Below are 25,541 nucleotides of genomic sequence, written 5' to 3' on the forward strand. Positions count from 1 at the left end.
CCCGGCACAATGGAACGGTGGACAAACCAACCGGCCCGACGGACGCGTCAGCCCGCCCGATATCCGACGCCGACCCCGACGCTCACCGCCAGGCCGACCCCGACCCCGTCCCCGTCACCCGCCTCGTGGACCACGGCACCGCCAAGCTGCTGCCCGACGTCGACCGCTGCCGCGCGTGGCTGCTGACGGTGGACGGCGCCCCGCAGTCGTACGTCGACCTCGACGCGCCCGCCCACCTGGAGTTCGAGTACGTCCGCAGGCTGGCGCACGCCCTGGATGTGGCCGCCGCCCCGGGGGAACCCCTCGACGCGCTCCACCTGGGCGGCGGCGCCCTGACCCTGCCCCGCTACCTGGCCGCCACCCGCCCGGGCTCCCGGCAGCACGTGATTGAAGCCGACCGCGGCCTGCTCGCCCTGGTGGCGGAACATCTGCCGCTGCCCGCCGGCTCCGGCATCGAGGTGCATGCCCAGGACGCCCGTACGGCGCTGGAGGAGGCGCCGGAGGGCAGCGCCGATGTCATCGTGGCGGACGTTTTCGGCGGTTCCCGGGTCCCCGCCCACCTCACCTCGGTCGAATACGCACGGGCCGCCGCCCGGGCGCTGCGACCGCACGGCCTCTACGCCGCCAACCTCGCCGACGGCGCGCCCTTCGACTTTCTGCGCGGCCAACTCGCCAATTTCGCCGCGGTGTTGCCCCACCTGGCGGTGATCGCCGAACCCTCGGTCCTGCGCGGCCGCCGCTTCGGCAACGCGATCCTGCTCGCCTCCCCCGCGGAGCTGCCGCTGGCGGCGCTGACCCGGCGGGTGGCCGGCGACGCGTTCCCGGCGCGGGTCGAGCACGGCGCGGCGCTGCGGCGGCTGATCGCGGGAGCGGAGCCCGTACGCGACGCCGATGCGGTGCCGTCGCCGGAACCGCCCTCGGGGGCCTTCAGCCTCGGCTGACTGGGGGCGGTGCCTGGGTCGGCCGAGGGGCGTCGTCTCCTTGGTGCCCGGGAGCCTCGTGCGCCGCCGCCCCTTCCGGACGGTGCGGATCCCGGGCGGGGGCACGGTCACGGCGGGTGAGCGCCCGTACGTCGCGTACGCACAGCACCGCCGCCGTGAGCAGGGCGATCAGCGCGGAGCAGCCCCAGAGTGCGGCCGTTCGTCCGATCAGGTCTTGGACGGGGCCCGCCAGTGCGGACGCCACCGGGACGCCGACCAGGGAGCCGAACCAGTCGTAGGAAGAGACACGGGAGAACTTCTCTTCGGGGATCTCCTGGTGGAGCGCCATCATCCAGGCGACCGAGAAGACCTCGACCGCGATCCCGGTGCCGAACATGACGGCGGTGAGTCCGGCCGCCGGGAGGGGCACGGCGAGCGCCGCGGAGGGCAGGGCGAGCGGGAAGACGCAGAGCGTGCCGGTCAGCAGGATGCGGCGGGGCTTGTAGCGGGTCATCAGCAGCGCGCCGCCCACCGTGCCCACGCCGAATGCGGCCATCGCCAGCCCCCACGGCCGGGCGCCGCCCAGCTGTTCCTTGGCGACCAGCGGCCCGTAGACCGATTCGGCGGCGACGATCATCGCGTTGACGAGGGAGAACTGCAGCACTATCGCCCACAGCCAGGTCCGCGAGGCGACCTCGCGCCAGCCGTCGCGCAGATCACGCAGCATCCCGCCGCCGGGGGCCCGCTCGGCCACCCCGCCGGCATCGAGGAACGCCCGCAACGCGGCCGCCAGGGCGAAGGCGGCCGAGTCGATCGCCAGCACCCAGCCGGGGCCGACGGCGGCGACCAGCGCGCCGCCCAGCGCGGCGCCGCCGATGTTCGCGCCGTTCATGCCCATGCGGAAGACGGCGAAGGCGCGCCCGGAGTGTTCCCCGGAGACGCTGGCGAGCACCATGCCCTCGGAGGCCGGGGCGAAGAACGCCTGCCCGGTGCCGCCGAGCGCCGCCAGCGCGGCCATCTGCCACAGCGGCGGCTGCCCGGTCAGTACGAGCAGCGCGAACAGGCCCTGGGAGGCGCAGTTGAGGACGTTGGCGGCAACCATGACGCGATGGCGGGGGAGCCGGTCGGCGACCGCGCCGCCGATGAGGAGGAAGAGGACGAGCGGGAGCGTACGGGCGGCGGCCACCAGGCCGACGTCGGTGGCCGAACCGTGGGCCGCGAGCACCGCGAAGGCGGTCGCGATCTGCGCGCCGGAGCTGCCGAGGTTCGAGATCACCGTGGCCCCGGTGAGCAGCAGGAAGTTGCGCCCGGCCCATGCCGGACGGACGGTCATCGAGACACCGCGCGGTGTCGTCCTGGTCGCATGGGTGCCGACGATATGCGGGGGGTGGCCGGGTCGGGTACGGGTTTTTGCGGCGGGGACGCCGACCCGCGCGCGGCCCCCGGGGCGGGCGCCGCGCGGCCCTTCCCAAGCGAAGCTACCGACAGGTAACATGCCGCCATGTCCTCTGAGACCCTGCCGTCGATCGGCGAAATGATGTCGGCGTCCGTGCCGATGGTGCGCACCCTGAACCTCGAGTTCACCGAGACCACCGCCGAGCGCGCCGTGGTCCGTATGCCGGACCAGTCCGACTTCCACAACCATGTCGGCGGTCCGCACGCCGGAGCGATGTTCACCCTCGCCGAGTCGGCGAGCGGCGCGATCGTGATGACGGCCTTCGGCGATCAGCTCGGGCGCGCGGTGCCGCTGGCCGTACGGGCCGAGATCGGCTACAAGAAGCTCGCCATGGGCCCGGTCACCGCGACCGCGGAGCTCGGCCGGCCGGTGGCCGAGGTGGTCGCCGACCTGGATGCCGGTGAGCGGCCGGAGTTCCCGGTGACGGTGACGATCACCCGCGAGGACGGCGCGGTCACCGGCGAGATGACCATTGTGTGGACCCTGCGGCCTCATAAGTGAGGCATAAGCGAGGCGTGAGTAGGGCGTAAGTAAGCGCGCCATAAGGGAGTCGGAGCCCGGCTTCGCGGCCCGTCGTGCAGTGCACGGCGGGCCGTCGTCGTCCGGCGTCCGTGGCGGCCGATCGAGTACGCTTCCGGGGCGTGCCGATACGGCGTGCCAGGGTAATGACCGGCCCGGCGGCACAAGCGGAGCCGGGCGGCGGCCCACGGGGGCCCGACATCAAGTGGAGGAAGCTGCTTTGCATATCCAGGAGTGGCTCGAGACCGTACCGGCCGTGAGCGTCTACCTCCTGGTGGGGGTGGTCATCGGGGTGGAAAGCCTGGGCATTCCGCTGCCCGGTGAAATCGTTCTCGTCAGCGCGGCGATCCTCGCCGCGACCACGGACCACATCAACCCGTTCTGGCTGGGCGCCTGCGCGTCCGCCGGCGCGATCATCGGCGACTCCATCGGGTATCTGATCGGGCGCAAGGGGGGCCAGCCGCTGCTGGACTGGGCGGGCCGGAAGTTCCCCAAGCACTTCGGTCCCGATCATGTCGCCATGGCGGAGGAGAAGTTCGAGAAGTGGGGCATGTGGGCCGTGTTCGTCGGCCGCTTCATCGCCCTGCTGCGCATCTTCGCCGGGCCGCTCTCCGGCGTGCTGAAGATGCCGTACTGGAAGTTCCTGATCGCCAACGTCCTCGGCGGCATCGTCTGGGCCGGCGGCACCACCGCGCTCATCTACAGCGTCGGCCTGGTCGCCGAATCGTGGCTGCAGCGCTTCTCGTGGCTGGGTCTGGTCGCCGCCCTGCTCTTCGGGCTCGGCTCCTTCCTGGTCATGAAGCGCCGCGCGAAGAAGGCGGCGGCCGAGCGGGAGGCGAAGGAGCCGGTTCCGGCGGCGGTCGACTGACGGGACATCGGACAGTGCCGGCCCGGTAGCGCGCTCGCTACCGGGCCGGCGGCGTTTTCCCGTCAGGGCGTCGACCACACATCGGGGCCGCCCTCGCGCCATTCGATGAGGCCGGTGTCGTCCCAGGCGAACTCCGCCGTGACGAACCCCGCCCGGCGCAGATAGGCGGCCACGTCGCCGCGGCGCAGGGCGCGGCCCAGGTCCTGGCCGTAGAGCGTGACGCGGCGCCCGCCGGTGCAGGGCGGGTGCACGATCACGGGGGCGCGCGCCGCGCGCTCCGGGGCACGTTTCATGGTCTCCAGGGTGGGGGCGGCGCGGCGTCCCCGCATCCCGAGCGCGGCCGGGTGGTCACGTGGTGTGACGAGGCCGGGGTGGTCCCCGCTTCGGGAACCTGCCCGTGGAGCCCCGCTCTAAGAACCCGTCCGCAGCCGTGAGAAGAACGGGGCCGTGCGGGCCGCGCCGCCGCGCTGCCACCACCGGGTGGTGCCGCCGTCGGCCGGTGCCGGAGCGCCCTTGCGTGCCGCGCGTACCTCGTGGCGCAGACCGTCGAGCAGATGGCGGGCGCCCGCGATGAACAGCGGGTCCCCGACGAGCTTCTTGGCCGCCAGCGCCTTGCGGCAGGCCCGCAGGGCCGCGTCCGGTCGTCCATGGGCGCGTTCGGTGAGGGCGCGGGCGTACAGGACGGTGGAGTACAGCCAGAAGTCGCCGTCGGAGCGCCGGGACTCCCAGGCGTGGCGGGCGGCGTCCCGGGCGGCCTCGGCGTCCACCGTCGACAGCGCGATGGCGAGCAGCGCCCGGCTGTGCGCGGGCCCTGGGCCGAACCACGCATCCCTCGACCGGTGTTCGGACGCCTCCTCGAAGCAGGACACCGCGGCCCCGGTGTCCTCCCGATAGAGCGCCAGCACACCGTGCGCATGCGCGATCCGGGCCAGCCCGTCGGCGTCCGCATGCATCACGGCGGCCGCCCATGCCTGTTCCAGCAGCGTCTCCGCGGCGCCGGGCGCATGCTCCTGCGCGGCGAGCCAGCCGGCCAGCCACAGCGCGCGGGCGCGCAGCGGGGTGTCGCCCCGGGAGAGCAGCAGCAGCCGGTCGAGATGCGCCCGGCCCTCGCGGCGGTAGCCGCACGCACCCCACTGGAACCACAGGGAAACGGCGATCTCCAGGGCGCTGAGCGCATCGTCCGCGTCCTGCGGCGGCCGGGTCAACGCCGCGTCCAGGTTGTGCTGTTCGTCCTCCACCAGGCATACGGCGATCTGCTGGTCGGGCCCCTGCCAGGCGATCTGCGCCTCCGCCGCGAGCGCCGCACACGCCTGCCGGAAGCGGCGCAGCGCCGCGGATTCCTCGCCGGCCTCGCGCAGCTGGGCCCGTCCGAAGTCCCGGGCGCCGCGCGGGAGTCGATAGCGCGGCGGCAGCGCGGTCCGGGCGTCCGACGGGGCGCCGTTCCCCTCCCGTACGCGTTCCAGTACCGATGCCCGCCGCAGCCGTTCGAGCGACGCGTCGATCTCCGGTGAAGGAACGTCACTGCTGGCACAGACGCACCCCGCAAGCCAGGGATCGAAGTCCCCGGGGAGCACCGAGAGCCGCGCCCACACCCGCCGGTCGGTGGGCGAGCAGAGGGCGTAGCCGGCGGCGTGTGCCGCGTAGAGCGAGGTGTGCCGCGCGGTCGGCGCCGGGCCCGAGTACGAGAGCGGGCCGTCCGCGGCGACCTGCGCGGCGAGCTGCGACAGCGACATCCGGTCCAGCTGCCGGGCGGCCAGGGCGATGGCCAGCGGCGAGCCCTCCAGGGCCTCGCACACCGCGACCAGCAGCTCGGGCGCGGCCGACTCGGCGCGCGTGGCGAGCAGTTCGACGGCCGGCCCCGCGATCCCCTCGCCCAGCGTCACCGGCAGCGGCGGGATCTCGACGACCCGTTCCACGGGCAGCCCCAGCGCGCGCCGGGACGTCGCCACGACCCGCAGCGTCGGTTCGGCCCGCAGCAGCCGCCGTACCAGCTGCGCGCACTCGTCGAGCAGCGGATCGCAGTCGTCCAGCAGCAGGGTCGCGCGCTGCTCGGCGCAGTGGGCCGCGAGCGCCGCGACGGTGGCGGAGCCGGTCGGACGGGGGCGGGGGCGCGGCGGTTCGTACGGGTGCGAGGCGCCGCGGGCGACGGTCCGCGCGCCGGTGACGGGGGTGCCTCCCTGCTCCTTGAGAGCTTGGGGGAGGGCGGTGGCGGGCAGACCCGCGGCCTCGGCCAGAGCGCCCGTCAGACCGCCCTCGGCCAGGCCGTCCCAGCAGCCGACCCGGACGACCGTGCCGCCCTGCCGCGCGAGGCGCTCGTCCAGCACCGCGCGGGCCAGCACGCTCTTGCCCACCCCCGCGGCCCCGGTGATCGTCACCAGACAGGAGTCGTCCAGCAGCCCGGACACCTGCTCGTGCTCAACGGCCCGGCCCACCACCTCGGGCAGTGGCCGGCGATCGGCCCACACGCTCATCCGTCATTCCCGTCCACGGCACAGCGCCGCGCCGTCCCTATGGGCAACCAACGATGCCAGAACCGACCGACGGGTAAACAGACCACTTCCCCTCTCTATCGGGGGAAATGCGGCGGGGGTGTTTGACGCCGCCGCCGTCAGTCCTCCCGGACCGACGCGCGGTGCTGCGCCGCCAGATGCAGATACATCGCGGCATTGAGCTTGATCGTCTCGCGCTCCTCGTCGGTCAGTTCGCGCCTGACCTTCGCCGGCACGCCGGCGACCAGCGAACCCGGCGGCACCCGCATGCCCTGCGGGACCAGCGCCTGCGCCGCGACCAGCGAACCGGCCCCGATGTGCGCTCCGTTGAGGACCGTGGCACCCATGCCGACCAGGACGTCGTCCTCGACCGTGCAGCCGTGCAGTACGGCGTTGTGGCCGACGGAGACCCGTTCGCCGACGGTCACGGGGAAGCCGGGGTCCACATGGACCGTGCAGTTGTCCTGGATGTTGCTGTCCGCGCCCAGCACGATCGGACCGCAGTCGGCGCGCAGCACCGCGTGGTACCAGACGCTCGCCCCGGGAGCCATCGTCACCTCGCCGACCACGACGGACGTGGGCGCGGTGTAGGCCGCCGGATCGATCGCCGGCTCCGCGCCGGCGACCCCTGAAATCAACGCCCCGCAAGTGCCGGAGGGCAACGCCCGTCCTGCCATGTCGTCTCTCCTCACCAGTGCCGTGCCGCGCCAACAGCACCGTAGACGACGTCCGCACTGGTGGGCGGGGGCGGCCGGCGGTGGGGCGAAGATCACAGCGCGGGGCGCGGCCGGTCGCGCGGAGCGCTGAGTACGGTGTGCGGGTGCCGTCACACCAGAACGTGTTCTCATCCCTCGCTGCCTGGCGGCGCCGGGCCGTTTCGCGCGCCGTCCACCGGGGCGTGCACTGGGTGCGGCAGACCGCCGCCGTCACGGCCGAGCGCCCCGGCCCGTACCGCTTCCGCCGCATCGGCGCCGGCGCCCGGCTCGCCTTCCCGCAGGGGACCGTCTTCGGCGACCCGTGGATCGAGATCGGCGAGCACTGCATCATCGCCCAGGACGTGACCCTGACGGCGGGCATGATGCCGGACCTCGATCTCGGTCCCGACCCCATCCTCACCCTCGGTAACGGCGTCGTCCTGGGACGGGGCAGCCATGTGATCGCCGATGTCCGGCTGACGATCGGCGATGACTGCTTCTTCGGCCCCGGGGTGTACGTCACCACCACCAACCACAGCTACGACGATCCCGAGGTGCCGGTCGGCAAGCAGTGGCCGCGCACCGAGCCGGTCAGCATCGGCTCCGGCAGCTGGATCGGCACCGGGGCGGTCATCCTGCCCGGCGCGCGGCTGGGCCGGAACGTGGTGGTCGCGGCCGGGGCCGTGGTGCGCGGCGACATCCCGGACCACGCCGTCGTCGCGGGTGCGCCGGCCAAGATCGTCCGCTCCTGGGATCCCGAGGCGGGCTGGCAGCCGCCGCTGCGTACGCCGACGCCGGTGCCGGTCCCCGAGGGCGTCACGCCCGAACAGCTGGTGGCGCTGAAGGGGTGGGAGCCGGAGGAGGCCGCCACCGCGGCGGAAGGGGCGTCCGGGGCGTCGTGAGGCGTGCCGGGCCGCCCGCCTCGTCGCCGCCCGCCGTCCCCCTGATCGCCCGTCATCCCCTTGAGGCGAGCAGCACCGTCCCCACCAGGGCCAGCGAGGCGCCCGCCGTCTGGACCGCGCGCATCCGTTCCTTGAGGACGCCGAGCGCGGCGAGCGTGGTGACGACGGGGTAGAGCGAGGCGAGCACGGCCGCGACGGTGACCGGGCCGCTCTGTGCGGCCAGGGCGTAGGTGCCGTTCGCGGCGACATCGGCGATGCCGACGAAGGCGAGGGCGGGCAGCGTGCCGCGCAGCGCCGCGAATCCGCCTTCGGGCAGCGCGGGGGTGCCGCGCCGGACCGTCGCGTACAGGGCGGCGCCGCCCACCGCGACATTGCACACCCGCTGGACGAACAGCGCGAGGAACAGGCCGGTCACGGTCGTGGACGCCTCGGCGATCAGGGACATCACCGCGCCGAAGCCCAGCGCCGAGACCAGCGTCAGGGCGATGGTCTGGCGCGCCACCGACGCGCCGTCGAGCCGTGGGCCGCCCGCCAGCAGGACGCCGATCACGGCCACGATCATGCCCGCGACCTGGATCAGGCCCGGCCGTTCGCCCGCCACGATGCCGACGCCGAGCGGGACCAGGACGGTGCCCAGGGAGGCGAGCGGGGAGACCACGCCCATCGGGCCGAGCGCCAGGGCGCGGTAGAAGCAGAGCATGGCGGCGGGCCCCACGACACCGGCCGCGACCGCGAACCACAGCTGCGGGCCCGCCTCCCGCCAGCCGCCGGTGGTCACCACGATGGCGCCCAGGACCAGGGCGGCCAGGGCCTGCGAGACCACCACGACGGTCAGCGCATGCAGCCGTCGGGTGAGCAGCCCGCCGCCGAAGTCGGCGAGCCCCCACAGGAGGCTGGTGGCCAGGGCGAAGACCGCAGTCATGGGAAACCTCGCAGTACAGTGACGTGGACGCTGAAGTGCACCACACAGTAGTTCATAAAAATGAACTAGAGAATCGAATATATTTGACCGCGAGGGCGCCTCGGGTGCACCTCGATGGACCTCGACCTGGACGGACCGTGACGGATCTCGATCAGCTCACGCAGTCGCTCGCCCGCAACCTCAAGCACTGGCGCGCCGAACGCGGCTACACCCTCGACGCCCTGGCGGCGCGGGCCGGAGTCAGCCGCGGCATGATCATCCAGATTGAGCAGGCCCGTACGAACCCGAGCGTGGGCACCACCGTCAAGATCGCCGACGCGCTGGGCGTCAGCATCACCACGCTCCTCGACTACGAACAGGGCCCGCAGGTGCGGATCGTCGCACCGGAGGAGACCGTACGGCTGTGGTCCACCGAGGCCGGCAGCCATACCGTCCTCCTGGTCGGCACCGAGGCGCCCGGCCCCTTCGAGCTGTGGGACTGGCGGCTGATGCCCGGCGACCGCAGCGCCTCGGATCCGCACCCTCCGGGCAGCGTCGAGCTGATCCATGTGCGGTCCGGGACGTTGACGCTCGAAGTGGAGGGCGAGGAGTACGAGGTGGCGGCCGGGGCCTCGGCGACCTTTGAGGCCAAGGTGGCGCACGGCTACCGCAATGACGGGGCGGAGCCGGTCGAGATGACGATGTCGGTGGTCATCCCACTGGGGCGGTGACGGGACGTGGCGGCGACCCGAGGGCGGCCGTCCCGCCCCTGCTAGCTTGGCTGTTATGGCCACCCCGATGGATGCTTTCGACGATGTCCGACCCGCCGCCGAGTGCCTGGACCTGCTGGTCGAGCCGGTGGCCGCGGCGATCCGCGGCTGGGGTGGATCCGTCCCGGTGCGGGAGCTGCGCTACGTGGACACCGATCCGGCCATCGCGGACACGGAGCTGCTCGTTGCGCATTACGGCTCCTGGCTGGTGGAGCAGTCGGCGAACTGCGTCGTGGTGGCGGGCAAGCGCGGCGGCGAGGTCACCCTGGCCGCGTGTCTGGTCCTCTCGCACACCCGGGTCGACGTCAATGGCACCGTTCGCCGCCAACTGGGTGCCCGCAAGGCGTCGTTCGCGCCGATGGACACCGCGGTCGGCGGCAGCGGGATGGAGTACGGCGGTATCACCCCGATCGGCCTGCCCGTCGGCTGGCCGGTGCTGGTGGACGCCGCCGTCGCCGATACCCCCTACGTGCTGATCGGCAGCGGCGGCCGCCGGGGCAAGCTCATCGTGCCGGGCAAGGCGCTGGCCGAACTGCCCGGCGTCACGGTGCTGGAGGGCCTGGGCGTCGTCGCGTGACGGACCCGGCGCCCGTACGGGAGCGCAGGTCCAGCGACAGCGGTATGGAGTGCTCGCGGAAACCGAGGCTGCGGTAGAGCGGTTCGGCCTCGTCCGTGGCATGCAGATCGACCCGGGTGACGCCCCGCTCGGCGAAGTGGGCCAGCAGCGCCTCCGTCGTGGCGCGCGCATGGCCCCGGCTGCGGTAGCGCGGGTCCGTACAGACGTTGAAGACGAAGCCGAAGAGGCCCGACGGGTGTCCGGGCGCGGGCAGCCGCTCCTCTATCCGCCCGACCGCACACGCCGCCAGATGCGGCGCCCCGGCCCCCTCGCCGTCGACCACGAAGGCCACCAGCGGCCCGTCCGGCCCCGCCAGCTGACGGCGCGCCACCGCCTCGGCGGTGCGCTCCCAACTCCCGGGCTCATCCTGCCCGTTCATGGCGAGGAACATCAGGCGACGCAGCCGGACGAGCTCGGCGGCGTCCTCGGGCACGGCGGCACGTGGCGTGATCATGTATGGACGCTAACGCAGTCGGTCCCCGGCCCCGACGGAGGGTCAGCCGAGCAGTGGTATCTCGATGGCGGGGCAGCGGTTCATGACCATGGCGAGCCCGGCGGCGCGGGTGCGGGCGTAGGCGTCGTCGTCGATGACACCCAGCTGGAACCACACCGCCCGGGCGCCGATGGTGACGGCTTCGTCGGCGACGGCTCCGGCGAGGTCGCTGTTCACGAAGGTGTCGACCACATCGACCCCGAAGGGGATGGCGTCGAGGGACGGGTAGCCCGTTTCCCCGTGTACCGTCTCGGCCTTCGGGTGCACGGGGACGATCCGCTTGCCGTAGCGCTGGAGCACCTGCGCGACACCGTATGCGGCCCGCTGCCGGTTCGAGGACAGCCCCACGATGGCCCAGGTGTCCCCGAGCTCGGTAAGGATCCTGCGGATCGTCGCCGGGTCGTCGTGCATGGCCGCCTCCTGTGGTCCAAGACTTCGCAGTAGGACAACAGGCGGCGGGCCGCAGTGATTCCCCGCCTGGTCGCCCCGTGCACCGCACGGGACGCGGATACCCGAACGCCCCGCCCGAAGGGGAAGACGGGCGGGGCGGGTCTTTACGGGGCGGGGTCAGGTGGTGCCACCGGCCGCGCCGGCGCCGACGACGCTGGTGCCGGGGGCGGTGCGGGCCGGTTTGCCGATGGCCGGGCCGCCGGTCACCGGCTCGATGCCGGCAGCCGCCGTGCCCGGACGCAGCGCGCTGACGATCGCCGCCTCGCGGGCCTCGTCCGTCTGCTGCCCGGCGGCGCCACCGGTTCCGGCCGCCGCGATGGCGGCCCGCAGCGGTTCGGTCTCGACCAGCATGCTCACCGGCCCGGTCGGGTTCAGGTACAGCGCGTGCCCGGGCGGCAGCGCGTCGACCAGCTCGCCCACCGGACGCCGGTCGTAGAGCAGCCGGCCGACCGATTCCAGATAGGCGGCGGAGGTGTAGACGGGGATCACCGGGGTGCCCTCCGGGGAGGCCGCGGCCAGCGGCGTGCCGGTGGCGGTGACCAGGACGGAGACCTCCGCGCGGGCCAGCGTCGTATGGACGTCCTCGGCCGGGCCGTAGCCCGTGGCCGCCAGCTGCACCGCGCGGTCGACGGCATCGGACGGCTCGGCCCAGTCCAGGGCCTGCGGCGAGGGCCGGTACTCGGGGTTGTCCCGCCACTCCTCGATCTCGCCGGTCGGGCCCGACCGCCACTGGCCGATCAGCGCCCACAGGGGCGGCGCCCCCTCGCCCTGCCAGGTCAGATCGACCATGGCCAGCCAGTGGTCGGGTGCGTTGCGTGCCGCCTCGACGACCTCCGGCGGCGGCTCGGGCATGTCCTCGCCCGTCACGGGCTCGCCCGCCGTCATCGCCGCCTGTGTGCTGTTGTCCATGAAGCCCTCCGCCAACCCGCCGTCGGTTCTGAGTGCACGGGCGGACCCCGCAGACACAAGGCCGTCGCCCGGGCCTCACCCTGCCCACGGGGCGGCGCGGACGTCTTCCCGACGCACCGCACGGACCCCTGGGGTACGCCGCCTGGCCGTGTGCCGTGCGCCCGTACGGCGGACAGCGCAGCGCGGCGAGGGGCGAGGGGCCGCGGGACCGGCCGGTGTCCGTGTCACAGGGGCGGCATAGGCTGGCCGGATGCAGGAGCAGTACCGCACGCTCGCGGGCGAGGGCGTCCATGAGATCGAGATCAACAAGTCCCGCTTCATCGCCGCGCTCGCGCCGGTGGCCGACGAGGCCGAGGCCCAGGACTTCATCGCGCGCATCCGCAAGGAGCACCCCGGTGCTCGGCACCACTGCTGGGCGTATGTCCTCGGCGCCGACGGCGGCGTCCAGAAGGCCAGCGACGACGGCGAGCCGGGCGGCACCGCGGGGGTGCCGATGCTCCAGATGCTGGTGCGGCGCGAGGTGCGTTATGTGGTCGCCGTGGTCACGCGGTACTTCGGCGGCGTCAAGCTCGGTGCGGGCGGGCTGATCCGCGCTTACGGAGGCGTCGTCGGCGAGGCGCTGGACGCGCTGGGCACGGTCACCCGCCAACGCTTCCGGCTGGTCACCGTCCGCGTCGACCACCAGCGGGCCGGCCGGGTGGAGAACGATCTGCGTACGACGGGGCGCGCGGTGCGCGAGGTGACGTACGGGGCCGATGTGCGGATCGAGGTCGGGCTGCCCGAGGCCGATCTGGACGCCTTCCGCGGCTGGCTCGCCGATGCGACGGCCGGGACGGCGGTGGTGGAGGTCGGCGGGGAGGCATACGGGGACCTCTGACCGGGGAACTGTCGGAGGGCGGGGGAGGAGGCACCGGCAGACCGTACGGGGCCGCCAGCCGGCGAGGGAAAGGTCCCGCATATGCCTGAACTCCCCGGCGGACGAGGGGAATTCGTCCGCCGCATCGGACTCTTCCAGGCCACCGCCCTCAACATGAGCCAGATGTGCGGCATCGGTCCCTTCGTCACCATCCCCTTGATGGTGGCGGCGTTCGGCGGGCCGCAGGCCGTCATCGGATTCCTCGCGGGCGCGGTCCTGGCGCTCGCCGACGGGCTGATCTGGGCCGAACTGGGCGCCGCCCTGCCGGGTGCCGGCGGCAGCTACCTCTATCTGCGGGAGGCATTCCAGTACCGCACCGGCAAGCTGATGCCGTTTCTGTTCGTCTGGACGGCCATGCTGTTCATCCCCCTCGGGATGTCCACCGGAGTCATCGGTTTCGTGCAGTACCTGGGGTATCTGTGGCCGGACATGAGCCGGGGCGCGGGCGATGCCGTCGGACTCGCCGTCACCGCGGGCATCGTCGTCCTGCTGTGGCGGCGGGTGGAGGGCATCGCCAAACTCACCGTCGTGCTGTGGACGGTGATGATCGCCTCCGTCGTCCTCGTCATCACCGCCGCCTTCACCCACTTCAGCCCCGAGCGCGCCTTCACCTACCCCGCGCACGCCGTCGAGCCGACCTCGGCGCACTTCTGGACCGGCTTCGCCGCGGGCCTGACCATCGGCATCTACGACTACCTCGGCTACAACACCGTCGCCTACATGGGTGCCGAGATCCGACGACCTGGACGCACCATCCCGCGCGCCGTCCTCCTCTCGATCCTCGGCATCATGGCGATCTATCTGCTGCTCCAGATCGGCACCTTGGGCGTCGTCGACTGGCGGGAGATGCTCGACCCGAACAGTGTGGCCTCCTCGTCGGTGGCCTCCGCCGTCCTGGAGAAAGCCTGGGGCAGGGGCCCCGCCGACGCCGTCACGGTGCTCATCCTGGTCACCGCCGTCGCCTCGGTCCTCACCGGACTGCTCGGCGGCTCCCGCATCCCCTACAACGCCGCCCGCGACCGGGTCTTCTTCCGGGCGTACGGCACGCTCCACCCGCGCCACCGCTTCCCCGTCCTGGGCCTGCTGACCATGGGCGTCCTCATGGCGGCGGGCTTCCTGCTCGGCCGGCACACCGACCTGGCCACCGTCATCCAGCTGCTGACCGCCGTCATGGTGCTCGTCCAGGCGCTGGCCCAGGTGGCCGCGGTCACCGTGCTGCGCCGCAGGCGTCCGGGGCTGCACCGCCCGTACCGGATGTGGCTCTACCCGCTGCCGAGCCTGGTGGCGCTGACCGGCTGGCTGGTGATCTACGGCTTCGCGGACCGCGCTGCGCCGGGCAGACACCCCATCGCCTGGTCGCTGGCCTGGGTCGCGGGGGGCCTGGTGGCCTTTGGGCTGTGGGCGCGACACGAGCGGGAATGGCCGTTCGGGCCCCGGCGGATGAGCGAGGCGTACCCGGGCGGCGGCCCGGCGGAGCCGCCGCCCGAGACCGCACCTGAGGCCGAGCCCGTCTGAAGCCCAGGCCGTCAGCCTCCTGCGCGGACGGCTGCCCGGCCGTGCATGACCACACCTGGGGTGTGGCCCCGCTTCGCGTCAAAGGGGCAATGAGCCGATCCTGCCTGACCGAGAGGACCGCCTCGTTGCATGCGATCCACACGATGGAGACGGCCCCCGTCATCCGCACGGTGAAACGAGCTGGTGCTCTCCTTCCCATCGAACGCTGAAGCACGGGCAGTTGACAGGCCGACGCGTGGTCTTCCCGGCCGTTGGCGCAGCCGATAGGTTCACCCCGTGAGATCACCACAGGCGGACGTGCGTCATTCGGCTTCGTCCTGGCGGCAGCCCTGTCCGCCGGCGGCCTCCGCAGCGCGCAGCACGCTGGTCGAGGGGATCGCCAAGCGGATCATGGCGCTCGGTCAGGGTCGCCTGCTCGTGGGGGTCGACGGCTTCACCGCTGCCGGGAAGACGAGCTTCGGACATGAACTGGCCGAGTGGATCAGTGCTGCGGGGCGGCCGGTGCTCCGGGCGACTCTCGACGACTTCAAGAAGCCGTGGAGGGATCGGCACCTCTATGACCGGGAGTCCGGTGAGGGGTACTACCGCAACGCGTATGACTATGAGGCGGTCAAGCGCCTGCTGCTGGATCCCTGCCGGTCATCGGGAGCGACCACCTGTGCGCTGTGCAGCATCGACCCTCTGACCCAGCGAGATCGCTCATCCGAAGTGACGCCGCTCGGGGCGGACGCGGTGCTGATCGTGGACGGCGTCTTCGCCTTCCGCCCCGAGATCGATGAGTACTGGGACTTCCGCGTCTGGTTGCAGGTGGATGCGGAACTGTCCGTTCAGCGGGGTGCCGAGCGCGACCAGGACTGGGCCGGACCGGAAGCGGAGTCGATCCACCGCAACAGGTATCTGGTGGCCGAGCGCATCTATCTTCAGGAAGTCGACCCGTTGCCGATGATGGATGTGGTCATCGACAACTCGGTGTTCGCGCGTCCGCAGGTCGTGACACCGAGCCGGTGCGTCAGCCGTGGGCCAGGGTGCCGTCCAGGAGGGGGAGCAGACGGTCCCAGTGGCGCTTGAGCCCGGAGGCGCTGAAGGCGTCGGTGTCGGACATGGTGAAGCCATGGACGGTGCCCGGGTAGATCTCGGAGGTGTGGTCGACCCCCGCGGCGTCCAGGGCCTGGTTGAGCTCGCCGAGGGCCTCGGGCGTCAGGTCGGTTTCGGCATGGCCGAGGTGGACCCGGGCGGTGATCTTGGAGAGGAAGCCGTGCAGGCCGTCGGGCCCGTCGGCGACCACGGGGCCGTGGAATCCGGCGACGGCGGCGACCTGGCCGGGGTGGGCCGCGGCGGTGTGCAGCGCCAGGAGGCCGCCGATGCAGTAGCCGGTGACCGCGACCGGTCCGGCGCCGACCTCGGGTTGGCCGGTGAGGAACCTGAGGTAGGCGTCGGCATCGCTCCGGATGCGTTCGGCGCTATGCGCTTTGATCAAGGGCATCAGCTGGGCGATGACCGCGGGCCGGGCCTCTTCTCCGATGTACTCGGGAAGCTCGACCACCGGTGTCGGGCCGTGCCGGTAGAGGAAGTTGGGGACGAGCACGTAGTAGCCGTGCCCGGCCAGTTCGCGGGCCAGCTCCCGTACCACGGGCCGGATGCCGAGGGCGTCCGCGTACATCAGCACCCCCGGGTGCCGCTCGCCGCCGTCGGGGAAGGCGGCGAACGCGTCGGACTGACCGTCAGGGGTGGGAATCTGCAATGTTCTGGTGGGAATGGCGGAACGTCCTTCCTGGAGTTCGCTCGACTAACGTTAGTCGCACTAACGGTGTCGGCAGAAGTGAACGTATATCGTTAGTCGGACTAACGCAACGAGTGGGATGTCAGCCATGACCAGAGCCGAAGCCGCGGACCTGCCCGACGACGGAGCGCTCAAGACGCCCGAGCGGCTGCGTCGGCGGGCCAGTCGACTGCTGTCGCAGCTGACCATGCGATCGGGCCGGCTGATCACCGAGGGGCTGGCACGGGTCGACGCCCGCAAGTGGCACTACGCCGTGCTCGCCTCACTGGAGGAGTACGGGCCGGGAAGCCAGGCGGAGCTGAGTCAGCGCTCCGGCATCTACCGCAGCGACATGGTCGGCGTGCTCAACGAACTGGCCGAGCGTGACCTCGTCGAGCGGGCACCGGATCCCGACGACCGGCGCCGCAACATCATCACCATCTCCGCCCGAGGCCGCCGCCACCTGCGCCGCCTCGACAAGGTCCTGGACGACCTCCATGACGAACTGCTCGCGCCGCTGAGCCCGGCCGAACGCGACCAGTTCGTGCGGCTGCTCACTCGCCTGCTGGACCACCACACCCGGAACTCCTGAGCCGCGTGGCGTCATCCGGCCCGGCCTGCCCCTGCCCGCGCCTACGGGCACTGGACGCGGCACGGCAGCAGCGCATGCACGGTCTTGCCCTGCGGCGTCACACACACGGACGTGGCCAGTGCCAGCCGTCGCACCATCGGCCATCCGAAACCGCCGCCCTCCCCGTCGACGTCCGGATTGCGCCCCACGGGCGGCGCGGAATTCCCGTCGGCCACGGACACCATCACCGCATCCCCGCACACCGCCAGCCGCAGGGAGCAGGTGGCGCCGCCCGCATGCCGTACGGAGTTGGTGACGAGTTCGGAGACCACCAGTGCCACCGTGTCGGCGGCCTCCCGATGCGCCGCGGGCCGCAGATCCGCCAGGAACTCCGCCGCGGCCTCCCGCGCCCTGGCCGCGGCCCGCGGGCAGCTCTCCAGCGTCACCTCATACGTCGGCGGTGACGGGTACGGACGAAGCGCCGTGCTGCCGTTCCTCAGGTGCGTCGCCCAGATGCTGTTCACGAAGCGTCATTCCCTTCTCGCGCTTCCCGTCGGGCGGTGCCACCCGGCACTGCCGTTGACCTGCCGCGCGATGTCCGAGCCGGTCGCAGCGGCCATCTACCCCTGTCACGTTGCGTTATTCCGCGCGGACGGATGAGAACGGAGGTGAACGGATGAGAAGGGTCCCGGCAGGCCCACCAGCGAGGTCATCGACATGTCAGCGCCATTTCATCGGCCGGAATTAGCGTCGACGCCGTCCGATGCAGGGAGACCTGCCGAAGGGCTCACGAGCGAGCCGACTCTGAAAGGCACTCAGGATGACACGTCCCTCGGACGAGCAGGGCGCGACGACGGGCGGGTACTCCCGCCGTAAGCTCCTCAAGATCGGCATCGGCGTCGCCATGGGGGCGGGGGTCGTCGCTTCGAGTGCCGAGGTGGCGATGGCCGGCGGGCCGAACGACCCCACCAGTCCGACGCTCGCGACCAAGGTGAAGAACCTGACCGGCCCGGCCGAGACCGGTTCGGTGGCCGCGCCCTGGACCGACCTCGGCATCCCCGTGCTGTGCCCGAACGGCACCATGCTGTTCGTCGGCGGCGACACCTTCAACGGCGACCACGTACCGCACGACGGCGAACCCGCCGACGACTGGCGCGCCCCGGTCGGCCTGCGCTCCAGCAGCGCGGACCTGAACAACCTGCGGATCGACGGCAGCGTCGGCGGCGACCATGCCCGCAGCCTCGTCGACGAGCCGCACACCCCGGTCGGGGACAAGGCCACGACGGCGATCCCGTCCGATGTGTTCGTCGTCGACGGCGTCATGTACATGCACCTCATGCGCGGCGTCATCTACGACACCCACCACACGGACTTCTGGCGCTCCACCGACAACGGCGAGACCTGGGAGTACCTGTGCCAGTGGCCCGGTGACCTGCACGGCGGTCAGTTCCAGCAGAAGACCTACGCGGTGGCCGAGGGCGACTACTGCTACGTCCTGTCGACGGTCTTCAACCGCGAGGTGGAATCGGGGATGTTGCTGCACCGGGTGCGGAAGGACAGCCTCGGCAACCCGGACGCCTACGAGCCCTGGGGCTACGCCGACGGCGACTGGCGGTGGAACGCGCCCGCGCCGACGACCGTCTTCGGCACCCGCAAGTGGGGCGAGATCTGCTTCCGCGCCATGGACGGCAAATACGTCCTGACCTGGCTGAACATGAACCCGCTGTCGATCCGGGCGATGGTCTTCCCGCTGCCGACCTCGGACCTGACCCGGACGCTGGAGCAGACGATGATCCTGCCCTGCGCCCCGGGGCAGGAGGTGGCCAACCTCGTCGCCAGCCCGTACGGCGGATTCGTCATCCCCGGCTCGACGTTCGGCAACTTCCACATCGCCGTCAGCCAGTGGTACGACCCGTGGAACTACCGGGTCATGCAGTACAAGATCAACATGCTGTCCTGAGTCGGGCGGTGAGGTGGGCGCCGCCCCCGGATGAGGCTGATTGGTTTTTCCAAGTATTCGCTTGGAAAAACCAATCAGCCTCGCTACGCTCTCGCATCGTGATCAAACACAGGGAAGACGGCTACGAACTCTCCACGGACCCGGACCGCCTCGACGTCGTCCTGGTGCACCGCTGGCTCTCGACCGACGCCTACTGGGCGCTCGGCCGCAGCCGGGAAACGGTCGAGCGGTCGGTGCGCGGCTCTCTCAACTTCGCCGTCCATGACGCCGCCGGGGCCCAGGTCGCCTATGCGCGGGTCGTCACCGACGGGGCGACCTTCGGCTGGCTGTGCGATGTCTACGTGGCTCCTGCGCACCGCGGCAAGGGCCTCGGCACATGGATGGTCGGCGCCGTTCGCGACCACCTTGCTCCCTACGGGCTCCCACGCGTCCTGCTCGCCACGCGCGACGCGCACGAGGTCTACTCGAAGGTGGGCTTCACCTCCCTCCCGAACCCGGCAAGCATGATGATCCTGAGCCCGGAACCGACGGCAGGAGCGTCATGAGCCGCGATCGGGCGGAAAGTTGACGGCCCGTCAGATGTAGGCGGACCGGAGAGAGGCCCAGCAGGTGCTGTGGCGGTCCGGGGAGGCCGAGGTGCCGCAGGACGTGCGGCGGCTGGTGGCGGCCGGCTCGGCTCGCCCGGTCGCGGTACCCGCATTCGGCCCTCTGCGGTCGTCCGTTCTGCCGTCGCCACGGATGATCGTGTCGACGGGAGGGACGAAGGGGGACGACGGACGGCGGCACCCGGGAGCGTGCGATGCGCGACGAAAACGGCAGGACGGACGGCGAGAGCGGGGAAGGCAGGCTCCGGCGCCGGCACTTTCTCGAGGCCGCGGCGGCCGGGGCCGCGGGCATAGCCATCGGGGTGGCCGTCGGTTGCGACGGCCGCCCCGGCAAGCGGCCCGGTACCGCGCACGGCGTCGGCGCCGACCTGGCCGCGGAACGGGCCCGGCCCGGGAGCCCCGACTGGCGGATCCGGTCGACGGGGCCGCCCGATGCCGTCGAGGGCTACGCCGACCAGGTGAGCGTCCGGCCGGATGAGGAGTTCGGGCTGTACGTCTCGACCACCGCGCCCGCCTTTCGCGTCCTGGCCTACCGCGTCGGCTGGTACGGCGGCGCCCAGGCCCGGCTCGTCTGGCGTTCGGAACGGGTGGCCGGGCGCCGCCAGTGCCGCCCACGGCTACTGCCCGGCACCCGGACCGTACGGGCCGACTGGCAGCGCAGCCTCGCGGTGCGCACCACCGGCTGGCCGCCCGGCGCGTATCTGCTCCGGCTGGACGCGGACAGCGGGCACCAGCGGTACGTCCCCCTGATCGTCCGCTCCGCGAGCGCCGCAGGCCGGACCGTCCTGATGCACGCCGTCGCGACCTGGCAGGCGTACAACCTGTGGGGCGGCTACAACCTCTACCAGGGCGAGAACGGCGGCTACCCGGCACGTTCGCTGGCCGTCAGCTTCGACCGGCCCTACGACGAGGAGGGCGCCGGGAAGTTCCTCGTGTACGAACGCGCCGTGGTCGTCCTCGCCGAACGCCTCGGCCTCCCCCTCGCCTACACCACCGGCCTCGACGTCCACCGGGACCCGGCGGCGCTGCACGGCGCCACCGCGGCGATATCCCTCGGCCACGACGAGTACTGGACCCCGCAGCAGCGCGACCACGTCACCCGGGCCCGCGACACCGGCACCAACCTGGCCTTCCTCGGCGCCAACGCCTGCTTCCGCCGCATCCGGCCCGAGCCCGGGCCCTCCGGGGCGCTGCGCACCGTGGCCTGCTACAAGACCGCCTACCAGGACGACCCGTCCTTCGCCCGCCACCGTGCGCTGCCCACCCACGACTTCCGCCAGCCGCCCGCCGCCGACCCCGAATCGTCCCTGACCGGCGTCTTCTACGAGGGCTATCCCACCGACGCCCCCTACGTCGTCCACCGGGCGGACCACTGGCTCTTCGCCGGCACCGGTGTCCGCAGCGGCGCGTCCTTCGACCATCTCGTCGGGGTGGAGTACGACCGGGTCACCCCCGAGGCGCCCACCCCCAGGCCGCTGGAGATACTCGCCCACTCGCCGCTGGTCTGCGCGGGGCGCCACAGCCATGCGGACTCCGCGTACTACACCGTGCCCAGCGGCGCCGGGGTGTTCTCCTCCGGGACGATGCGCTGGGTCGAGGCCCTGATGGCGGGGACCGGGGACGATGGCCGCGCGCACGGGATGGACACCCGCGCCCGCGCGTTCGTCACCCGCACCACCGAGAACCTGCTGCACGCCTTCGCCGAGGGCCCGGCCGCCACGTCCCGGCCCCTGCCGCGGCACAATGTGCCGGAGGTGTACGGGACTTGACGCGACCATCACAGTCCTGTGACTCCCGACACAGGCGACAAACCGAGGTCGGTGCCGGATCCGGTGCCCGGCGGCGCTAACGTGGTCGGTGCGGACAGCGGTGCCGGTGCTGGTTCCGTGCGGTGGTGAAGGCGGAGGAACAGTAAAATGCAGGTCGGAGCGCTGCTGTGAGGATGCTGCACACCTCCGACTGGCATCTGGGGCGGTCGTTTCACCGGGTGAGCCTGCTCACCGCCCAGCGCGCCTTCCTCGACCACCTCGTCGAGACGGTCCGCACCCGGCAGATCGAGGCGGTGCTCGTCGCGGGCGACATCTACGACCGGGCGGTGCCGCCGCTGGCCGCCGTGGAGCTCTTCGACCAGGCCCTGCACCGCCTCGCCGACCTCGGCGTGCCGACGGTCATGATCTCCGGCAACCACGACTCCGCCCGCCGGCTCGGCGTCGGCTCCGGGCTGATCCGGCAGGCCGGTATCCATCTGCACACCGACCCCGACGCCTGCGGCACCCCGGTGCTGCTTCACGACGCCGAGGGCCCGGTGGCGCTGTACGGACTGCCGTACCTCGAACCGGCCATGGTCCGCGACCGGCTCGGTGCCGCGCGGGCCGGTCATGCCGAGGTGCTGGGGGCCGCGATGGACCGGGTCCGCGCCGATCTGGCCACCCGGCCCGGCACCCGCTCCGTGGTCCTGGCGCACGCCTTCGTCACCGGCGGCGCGGCCAGCGACAGCGAGCGCGACATCACCGTCGGCGGGGTGGCCTCCGTGCCCGCCGCGGTGTTCGACGGCGTCGACTACGCCGCGCTCGGCCATCTGCACGGCTGCCAGACCCTCACCGAACGCGTCCGCTATTCCGGCTCGCCGCTCGCCTACTCCTTCTCCGAGGCCGCGCACCGCAAGTCGATGTGGATCGTGGACCTCGGCCCGCAGGGCGAGGTGCACGCCGAGCGGGTCGACTGCCCGGTGCCGCGCCCGCTGGCCCGTATCCGCGGACCCCTGGAGCAACTGCTCGACGACCCCGGGCTGGAGGGCCACCGGGACTCCTGGGTGGAGGCGACGCTCACCGACAGCGCGCGCCCGCACGAGCCGATGGCCCGCCTCGCCGAGCGCTTCCCGCATATCGTCAGCCTCGTCTTCGACCCCGACGAGGGGCCCGCCCGCACGCTCGCCTCCTACGCCCAGCGGCTGCGCGGGCGCAGCGACCAGGAGATCGCCGAGGACTTCGTGGAACATGTACGGTCCGGACGCGCCGCCGACGCCGACGAGCGCGCCGAACTGCGCTCCGCCCTCGACGAGGTACGTCTGGACGACACCCTGCACGAGGTGGCGCGATGAGGCTGCACCGGCTGTCCCTGACCGCCTTCGGGCCCTTCGGCGGCACCCACGTCATCGACTTCGACCGGCTGACACGCGACGGGCTGTTCCTGCTGCACGGCCCCACGGGGGCGGGCAAGACCTCCGTCCTGGACGCGGTGTGCTTCGCGCTGTACGGCTCGGTGCCCGGGGCGCGGCCCGGCGGAGGGGCGCTGCGCAGCGATCTGGCCGAGCCGCTGACACCGACCGAAGTGGTCCTCGAACTGACCGTCGCCGAGCGGCGGTTGGAGATCACCAGGCTGCCCGAACAGCCGCGCCCCAAGAAGCGGGGGAGCGGTACGACCCGGGAGAAGGCGCAGAGCCGGCTGCGGGAGTTCGATGCGGTCGAGGGCGCCTGGCGGCCGCTGAGCCGCTCCCACCAGGAGATCGGCGAGGAGATCGGGCAGCTGCTCGGCATGAGCAAGGAGCAGTTCTGCCAGGTGGTGCTGCTGCCGCAGGGCGACTTCGCGCGTTTTTTGCGAGCCGATGCGGAAGCCCGTGCCCGGCTGCTCGGACGGCTCTTCGACACCCGCCGGTTCGCCGCCCTGGAGGAACGGCTCAGCATCCGGCGCCGGGCCGCCGCCGACCGGGTCATGGCCGGCGACGAACGGCTGCTGGCGCTGGCGCACCGGATGGCGCAGGCGGCGGGGGCCGACACGGATCTCGACGACCCGTCACTTCCCCTGCCGGATCTGGCCGTTGAACCCCCCAGGAGCGGGCGCGGCCGGACAGCGCGGGTGCCGGCGCAGGCCCGCGGCGCCCGGACGGACGCTCCCGGCCCCGGGGAGCCCGGCTTCGCCGACGCCGTCCTGGTGCGGGCCGCGGTGGCCCGGGCGAGCGCCCGCGAACGGCTGGAGATCGCCCGGTCCGCCGTACGGGCCGCCGAGGCCGCGGAACGGACCGCCGCCGGGCGCCTGGAGGAGGCCCATGAACGCGACCGGCTCCAGCGGCGCCACGCGGACGCCCGCCGCCGGGCCGCCCAGCTCGCCGCCCGCGCCGAGGACCACACCCATGCGCGGGACCGCTTGGAGCGGGCCCGCGCCGCCGCCGACGTCGCCCCCGCGCTGGCCCTGCGCGCCGCGGCCCGGCGCGAGCTGGACGCCGCACGGGCCGCCGAACGCCAGGCCAGGGCCCAGCTGCCGCCCGATCTCGCCGACACCGACGGCGACGGACTCGCCGACCTGGAGCGGCGGCTGAGGGGCGACCTGGGATCGCTGGTGGCCGCCCGGCGGGCCGAGCGCCGGTCCGCCGACCTCGCCGTGGAGCGCACCGCACTCGACCGCGAGGCCCGCGCCGACGAGCAGACCCTGCTGGACACCGCCGACTGGCTGGCCGGCTGGGACGCCGCCCGCGAGGCCCACCAGCGGCGCATCGAGGCGGCCCAGGAGGCCGCGGCCCGCGCCGAACAGTCCGCCGCGCAGCTGCGTCCGGCCGCCGAACGCCTGGAGGCCGCCCGCCGGCGCGACGTCCTCGACGAGTCCGTCCGCACCGCCGAGCGCGCAACGCTCGACGCCCGCGAGCGTGCCGCCGCGGCGCACGAGAACTGGCTCGACCTCAAGGACCGGCGGCTGCGCGGGATCGCCGCCGAACTCGCGCAGGGCCTGCGCGACGGCGAGCCGTGCGCGGTGTGCGGGGCGACCGAACACCCCGATCCGGCCCGGGCCGGCGCCGGTCACGTCGACCGGGCGGCCGAGGAGGCCGCGCTCGCCGATCACCGCCGGGCCGAGGAGGCCCGAGGCCAGGCGGAGGCCCGCCGCCAGTCCGCCAAGGAGGCGCTGGCCGGCGCCGCCGCCACGGCAGGGGACGCCCCGGTCGTCGAACTGGCCGCACAGGTCGAGGAGTTGCGGACCCGGCACGCCCGCGACCATGCGGCCGGGGCCGATCTGCACGCCGCCCGCGAGGCGTACGCCCGCGCCGAGCGCGAGTACGAGCGCCGCCGCGACGAGGCACAGCAGGCCGAACGCCGGGTGGCCGCCCGTACGTCCCATCGGGAGGCGCTGGATCGCGAACGGGCCGCGCTGGAAGAGGAGTTGCGGCAGGCGCGCGGCGACAGCGCCAGCGTCGCCGAGCGCGCCGCGCGGCTGGAGCGGCAGGTGACGCTGCTCGCCGCCGCCGCGGAGGCATCCCGTACCGCACACGCCTGCGCCGAGCGCCTCCAGGACGCCGAGGCCGCGCTCTCCGACGCCGCCCGCGGCGCCGGGTTCGACACCCCGCAGGCCGCCGCCGAGGCGCTGCTGGCGGACGCCGAATGGCGGGCCCTCCACCAGCGGCTCGACCAGTGGCAGGCCGAATCGGCCGCCGTCGAAGCCGAGTTGGCCGACCCGGCGGCGGTCGCCGCGGCCGCCCTGCCGCCCGCGGACCCGGACGCCGCGCGCACCGCCCACGAGGCCGCCGGACACCGGCTGCGGAGCGCCGCCGCGGCCCAGTCGGCGGCCCGCGACCGCTGCGGCGAACTCGACCGGCTCTCCGCCCGCGCCGCGTCCGACACCCGCGAACTGGCCCCGCTGCGCACCGCCCACGAACGCCTCGACCGCCTCGCCGGGCTGGCCTCCGGCACCTCCAGCGAGAACGAACGCCGGATGCGCCTGGAGTCCTACGTCCTGGCCGCCCGGCTCGAACAGGTCGCGGCCGCCGCCAGCGAGCGGCTGCACAAGATGTCCTCCGGCCGCTACACCCTGGTCCACTCCGACGAACGGGCCGGCGGCACCCGCCGCTCCGGCCTCGGCCTGCACGTCATCGACGCCTGGACCGGCCAGGAGCGCGACACCGCCAGCCTCTCCGGCGGCGAGACCTTCTTCGCCTCGCTCGCCCTGGCCCTGGGCCTGGCCGACGTCGTCACCGACGAGGCGGGCGGCACCCGGCTCGACACCCTCTTCATCGACGAGGGCTTCGGCAGCCTGGACGAGCAGACCCTCGACGAGGTCCTGGACGTCCTCGACGCCCTGCGCGAACGCGACCGCAGCGTCGGCATCGTCAGCCATGTCGCCGACCTGCGCGGCCGCATCCCGGCCCAGCTGGAGGTCGTCAAGAACCGCTCGGGCTCGGCCGTCCGGCACCGGGTACCGGGCTGAGCGGGACGGCCGGCGCCTCGTACGGTGGCGACGGCGTC

25 protein-coding genes are annotated in these 25,541 nt (G+C 72.9%); 15 read left to right on the forward strand and 10 right to left on the reverse strand.

The window, feature by feature from the left end:
• Positions 1–59: 59 nt before the first annotated feature.
• Positions 60–941 carry a spermidine synthase gene (locus B1H19_RS36470; RefSeq protein WP_083110101.1) on the forward strand — a complete coding sequence of 294 codons (882 nt, stop codon included), beginning with the start codon at positions 60–62 and terminating at the stop codon, positions 939–941.
• On the opposite strand, the gene B1H19_RS36475 is transcribed toward B1H19_RS36470, so the two are convergent.
• Complete coding sequence (locus tag B1H19_RS36475; RefSeq protein ID WP_107426281.1) at positions 928–2,253, reverse strand: MFS transporter; 1,326 nt, start codon at positions 2,251–2,253, stop codon at positions 928–930. The two genes, B1H19_RS36470 and B1H19_RS36475, sit on opposite strands and share 14 nt — an antisense overlap.
• Before the next feature lie 168 nt (positions 2,254–2,421).
• Here B1H19_RS36475 and B1H19_RS36480 point away from each other — a divergent pair, with 168 nt between their 5' ends.
• Positions 2,422–2,877 (forward strand): DUF4442 domain-containing protein, encoded by a 456-nt coding sequence (locus B1H19_RS36480; protein ID WP_083109134.1) that lies wholly within the window; start codon positions 2,422–2,424, stop codon positions 2,875–2,877.
• A 238-nt stretch (positions 2,878–3,115) separates the two neighbouring features.
• Positions 3,116–3,763: a DedA family protein gene (locus B1H19_RS36485; protein ID WP_083109135.1), complete on the forward strand. Its 648-nt coding sequence runs from the start codon at positions 3,116–3,118 to the stop codon at positions 3,761–3,763.
• A gap of 62 nt (positions 3,764–3,825) precedes the next feature.
• Here B1H19_RS36485 and B1H19_RS36490 read toward each other — a convergent pair whose 3' ends face one another.
• The 3 genes from B1H19_RS36490 to B1H19_RS36500 form a co-directional block, all read right to left on the reverse strand.
• Positions 3,826–4,056, reverse strand: coding sequence for a hypothetical protein (locus B1H19_RS36490; protein WP_203237295.1), 231 nt, complete (start codon positions 4,054–4,056; stop codon positions 3,826–3,828).
• 117 nt (positions 4,057–4,173) lie between these two features.
• Positions 4,174–6,234 carry an ATP-binding protein gene (locus B1H19_RS36495; protein ID WP_083109136.1) on the reverse strand — a complete coding sequence of 687 codons (2,061 nt, stop codon included), beginning with the start codon at positions 6,232–6,234 and terminating at the stop codon, positions 4,174–4,176.
• 137 nt (positions 6,235–6,371) lie between these two features.
• The gene (locus B1H19_RS36500) at positions 6,372–6,929 is read right to left on the reverse strand and encodes a gamma carbonic anhydrase family protein (RefSeq protein ID WP_083109137.1); all 558 of its coding nucleotides are present in this window, start codon (positions 6,927–6,929) and stop codon (positions 6,372–6,374) included.
• 137 nt (positions 6,930–7,066) lie between these two features.
• Between B1H19_RS36500 and B1H19_RS36505 the strand changes: the two genes are divergently transcribed.
• The gene (locus tag B1H19_RS36505) at positions 7,067–7,849 is read left to right on the forward strand and encodes an acyltransferase (RefSeq protein WP_418361497.1); all 783 of its coding nucleotides are present in this window, start codon (positions 7,067–7,069) and stop codon (positions 7,847–7,849) included.
• A gap of 52 nt (positions 7,850–7,901) precedes the next feature.
• Here the strand turns inward: B1H19_RS36505 and B1H19_RS36510 are convergent, their stop codons facing one another.
• Positions 7,902–8,771: a DMT family transporter gene (locus B1H19_RS36510; protein ID WP_083109138.1), complete on the reverse strand. Its 870-nt coding sequence runs from the start codon at positions 8,769–8,771 to the stop codon at positions 7,902–7,904.
• Between the two features lie 137 nt (positions 8,772–8,908).
• On the opposite strand from B1H19_RS36510, the gene B1H19_RS36515 reads away from it, so the two are divergent.
• Together B1H19_RS36515 and B1H19_RS36520 are read left to right on the forward strand one after the other, a co-directional pair.
• On the forward strand, positions 8,909–9,481 hold the full coding sequence (locus B1H19_RS36515; protein ID WP_083109139.1) for a helix-turn-helix domain-containing protein: 573 nt from the start codon (positions 8,909–8,911) through the stop codon (positions 9,479–9,481).
• Positions 9,482–9,536: 55 nt separating this feature from the next.
• Positions 9,537–10,097 carry a YbaK/EbsC family protein gene (locus B1H19_RS36520; RefSeq protein ID WP_083109140.1) on the forward strand — a complete coding sequence of 187 codons (561 nt, stop codon included), beginning with the start codon at positions 9,537–9,539 and terminating at the stop codon, positions 10,095–10,097.
• Here B1H19_RS36520 and B1H19_RS36525 read toward each other — a convergent pair.
• The 3 genes from B1H19_RS36525 to B1H19_RS36535 all read right to left on the reverse strand — a co-directional run bounded on the left by B1H19_RS36525 (position 10,063) and on the right by B1H19_RS36535 (position 11,988).
• Positions 10,063–10,590, reverse strand: coding sequence for a GNAT family N-acetyltransferase (locus B1H19_RS36525; protein ID WP_083109141.1), 528 nt, complete (start codon positions 10,588–10,590; stop codon positions 10,063–10,065). The genes B1H19_RS36520 and B1H19_RS36525 overlap by 35 nt on opposite strands.
• A gap of 42 nt (positions 10,591–10,632) precedes the next feature.
• Positions 10,633–11,040, reverse strand: coding sequence for a CoA-binding protein (locus B1H19_RS36530; protein WP_083109142.1), 408 nt, complete (start codon positions 11,038–11,040; stop codon positions 10,633–10,635).
• A 156-nt stretch (positions 11,041–11,196) separates the two neighbouring features.
• The gene (locus tag B1H19_RS36535; protein ID WP_083109143.1) at positions 11,197–11,988 is read right to left on the reverse strand and encodes a type VII secretion system-associated protein; all 792 of its coding nucleotides are present in this window, start codon (positions 11,986–11,988) and stop codon (positions 11,197–11,199) included.
• Between the two features lie 250 nt (positions 11,989–12,238).
• On the opposite strand from B1H19_RS36535, the gene B1H19_RS36540 reads away from it, so the two are divergent.
• From B1H19_RS36540 to B1H19_RS36550, 3 genes are all read left to right on the forward strand, one after another.
• Positions 12,239–12,865, forward strand: a complete 627-nt coding sequence (locus B1H19_RS36540) for a YigZ family protein (protein ID WP_083109144.1) — start codon at positions 12,239–12,241, stop codon at positions 12,863–12,865.
• An 81-nt stretch (positions 12,866–12,946) separates the two neighbouring features.
• Positions 12,947–14,419: an APC family permease gene (locus B1H19_RS36545; protein WP_083109145.1), complete on the forward strand. Its 1,473-nt coding sequence runs from the start codon at positions 12,947–12,949 to the stop codon at positions 14,417–14,419.
• Between the two features lie 276 nt (positions 14,420–14,695).
• Entirely contained in the window at positions 14,696–15,487 is a 792-nt protein-coding gene (locus tag B1H19_RS36550; RefSeq protein WP_237289716.1) for a nucleoside/nucleotide kinase family protein, read from the forward strand.
• Here the strand turns inward: B1H19_RS36550 and B1H19_RS36555 are convergent.
• Positions 15,429–16,175 carry a dienelactone hydrolase family protein gene (locus B1H19_RS36555; RefSeq protein WP_083109146.1) on the reverse strand — a complete coding sequence of 249 codons (747 nt, stop codon included), beginning with the start codon at positions 16,173–16,175 and terminating at the stop codon, positions 15,429–15,431. The genes B1H19_RS36550 and B1H19_RS36555 overlap by 59 nt on opposite strands.
• A 112-nt stretch (positions 16,176–16,287) precedes the next feature.
• On the opposite strand from B1H19_RS36555, the gene B1H19_RS36560 reads away from it, so the two are divergent.
• Complete coding sequence (locus B1H19_RS36560) at positions 16,288–16,770, forward strand: MarR family winged helix-turn-helix transcriptional regulator (protein ID WP_083109147.1); 483 nt, start codon at positions 16,288–16,290, stop codon at positions 16,768–16,770.
• Between the two features lie 41 nt (positions 16,771–16,811).
• Here the strand turns inward: B1H19_RS36560 and B1H19_RS36565 are convergent, their stop codons facing one another.
• Positions 16,812–17,273, reverse strand: coding sequence for an ATP-binding protein (locus B1H19_RS36565; protein ID WP_237289717.1), 462 nt, complete (start codon positions 17,271–17,273; stop codon positions 16,812–16,814).
• 296 nt (positions 17,274–17,569) lie between these two features.
• Here B1H19_RS36565 and B1H19_RS36570 point away from each other — a divergent pair, with 296 nt between their 5' ends.
• From B1H19_RS36570 to B1H19_RS36590, 5 genes are all read left to right on the forward strand, one after another.
• A complete protein-coding gene (locus tag B1H19_RS36570; protein ID WP_083109148.1) occupies positions 17,570–18,709 on the forward strand; it encodes a DUF4185 domain-containing protein in 1,140 nt (379 codons plus the stop codon).
• Positions 18,710–18,807: 98 nt separating this feature from the next.
• On the forward strand, positions 18,808–19,254 hold the full coding sequence (locus B1H19_RS36575) for a GNAT family N-acetyltransferase (protein WP_083109149.1): 447 nt from the start codon (positions 18,808–18,810) through the stop codon (positions 19,252–19,254).
• Positions 19,255–19,508: 254 nt separating this feature from the next.
• On the forward strand, positions 19,509–21,083 hold the full coding sequence (locus B1H19_RS36580; RefSeq protein ID WP_237289718.1) for a N,N-dimethylformamidase beta subunit family domain-containing protein: 1,575 nt from the start codon (positions 19,509–19,511) through the stop codon (positions 21,081–21,083).
• A 167-nt stretch (positions 21,084–21,250) separates the two neighbouring features.
• Complete coding sequence (locus B1H19_RS36585; protein WP_083109150.1) at positions 21,251–22,414, forward strand: exonuclease SbcCD subunit D; 1,164 nt, start codon at positions 21,251–21,253, stop codon at positions 22,412–22,414.
• On the forward strand, positions 22,411–25,503 hold the full coding sequence (locus tag B1H19_RS36590; RefSeq protein ID WP_083109151.1) for an AAA family ATPase: 3,093 nt from the start codon (positions 22,411–22,413) through the stop codon (positions 25,501–25,503). The genes B1H19_RS36585 and B1H19_RS36590 overlap by 4 nt, the downstream gene beginning before the upstream one ends.
• Positions 25,504–25,541: the final 38 nt, after the last annotated feature.

This window comes from Streptomyces gilvosporeus, assembly GCF_002082195.1.
Lineage (GTDB): Bacteria > Actinomycetota > Actinomycetes > Streptomycetales > Streptomycetaceae > Streptomyces > Streptomyces gilvosporeus.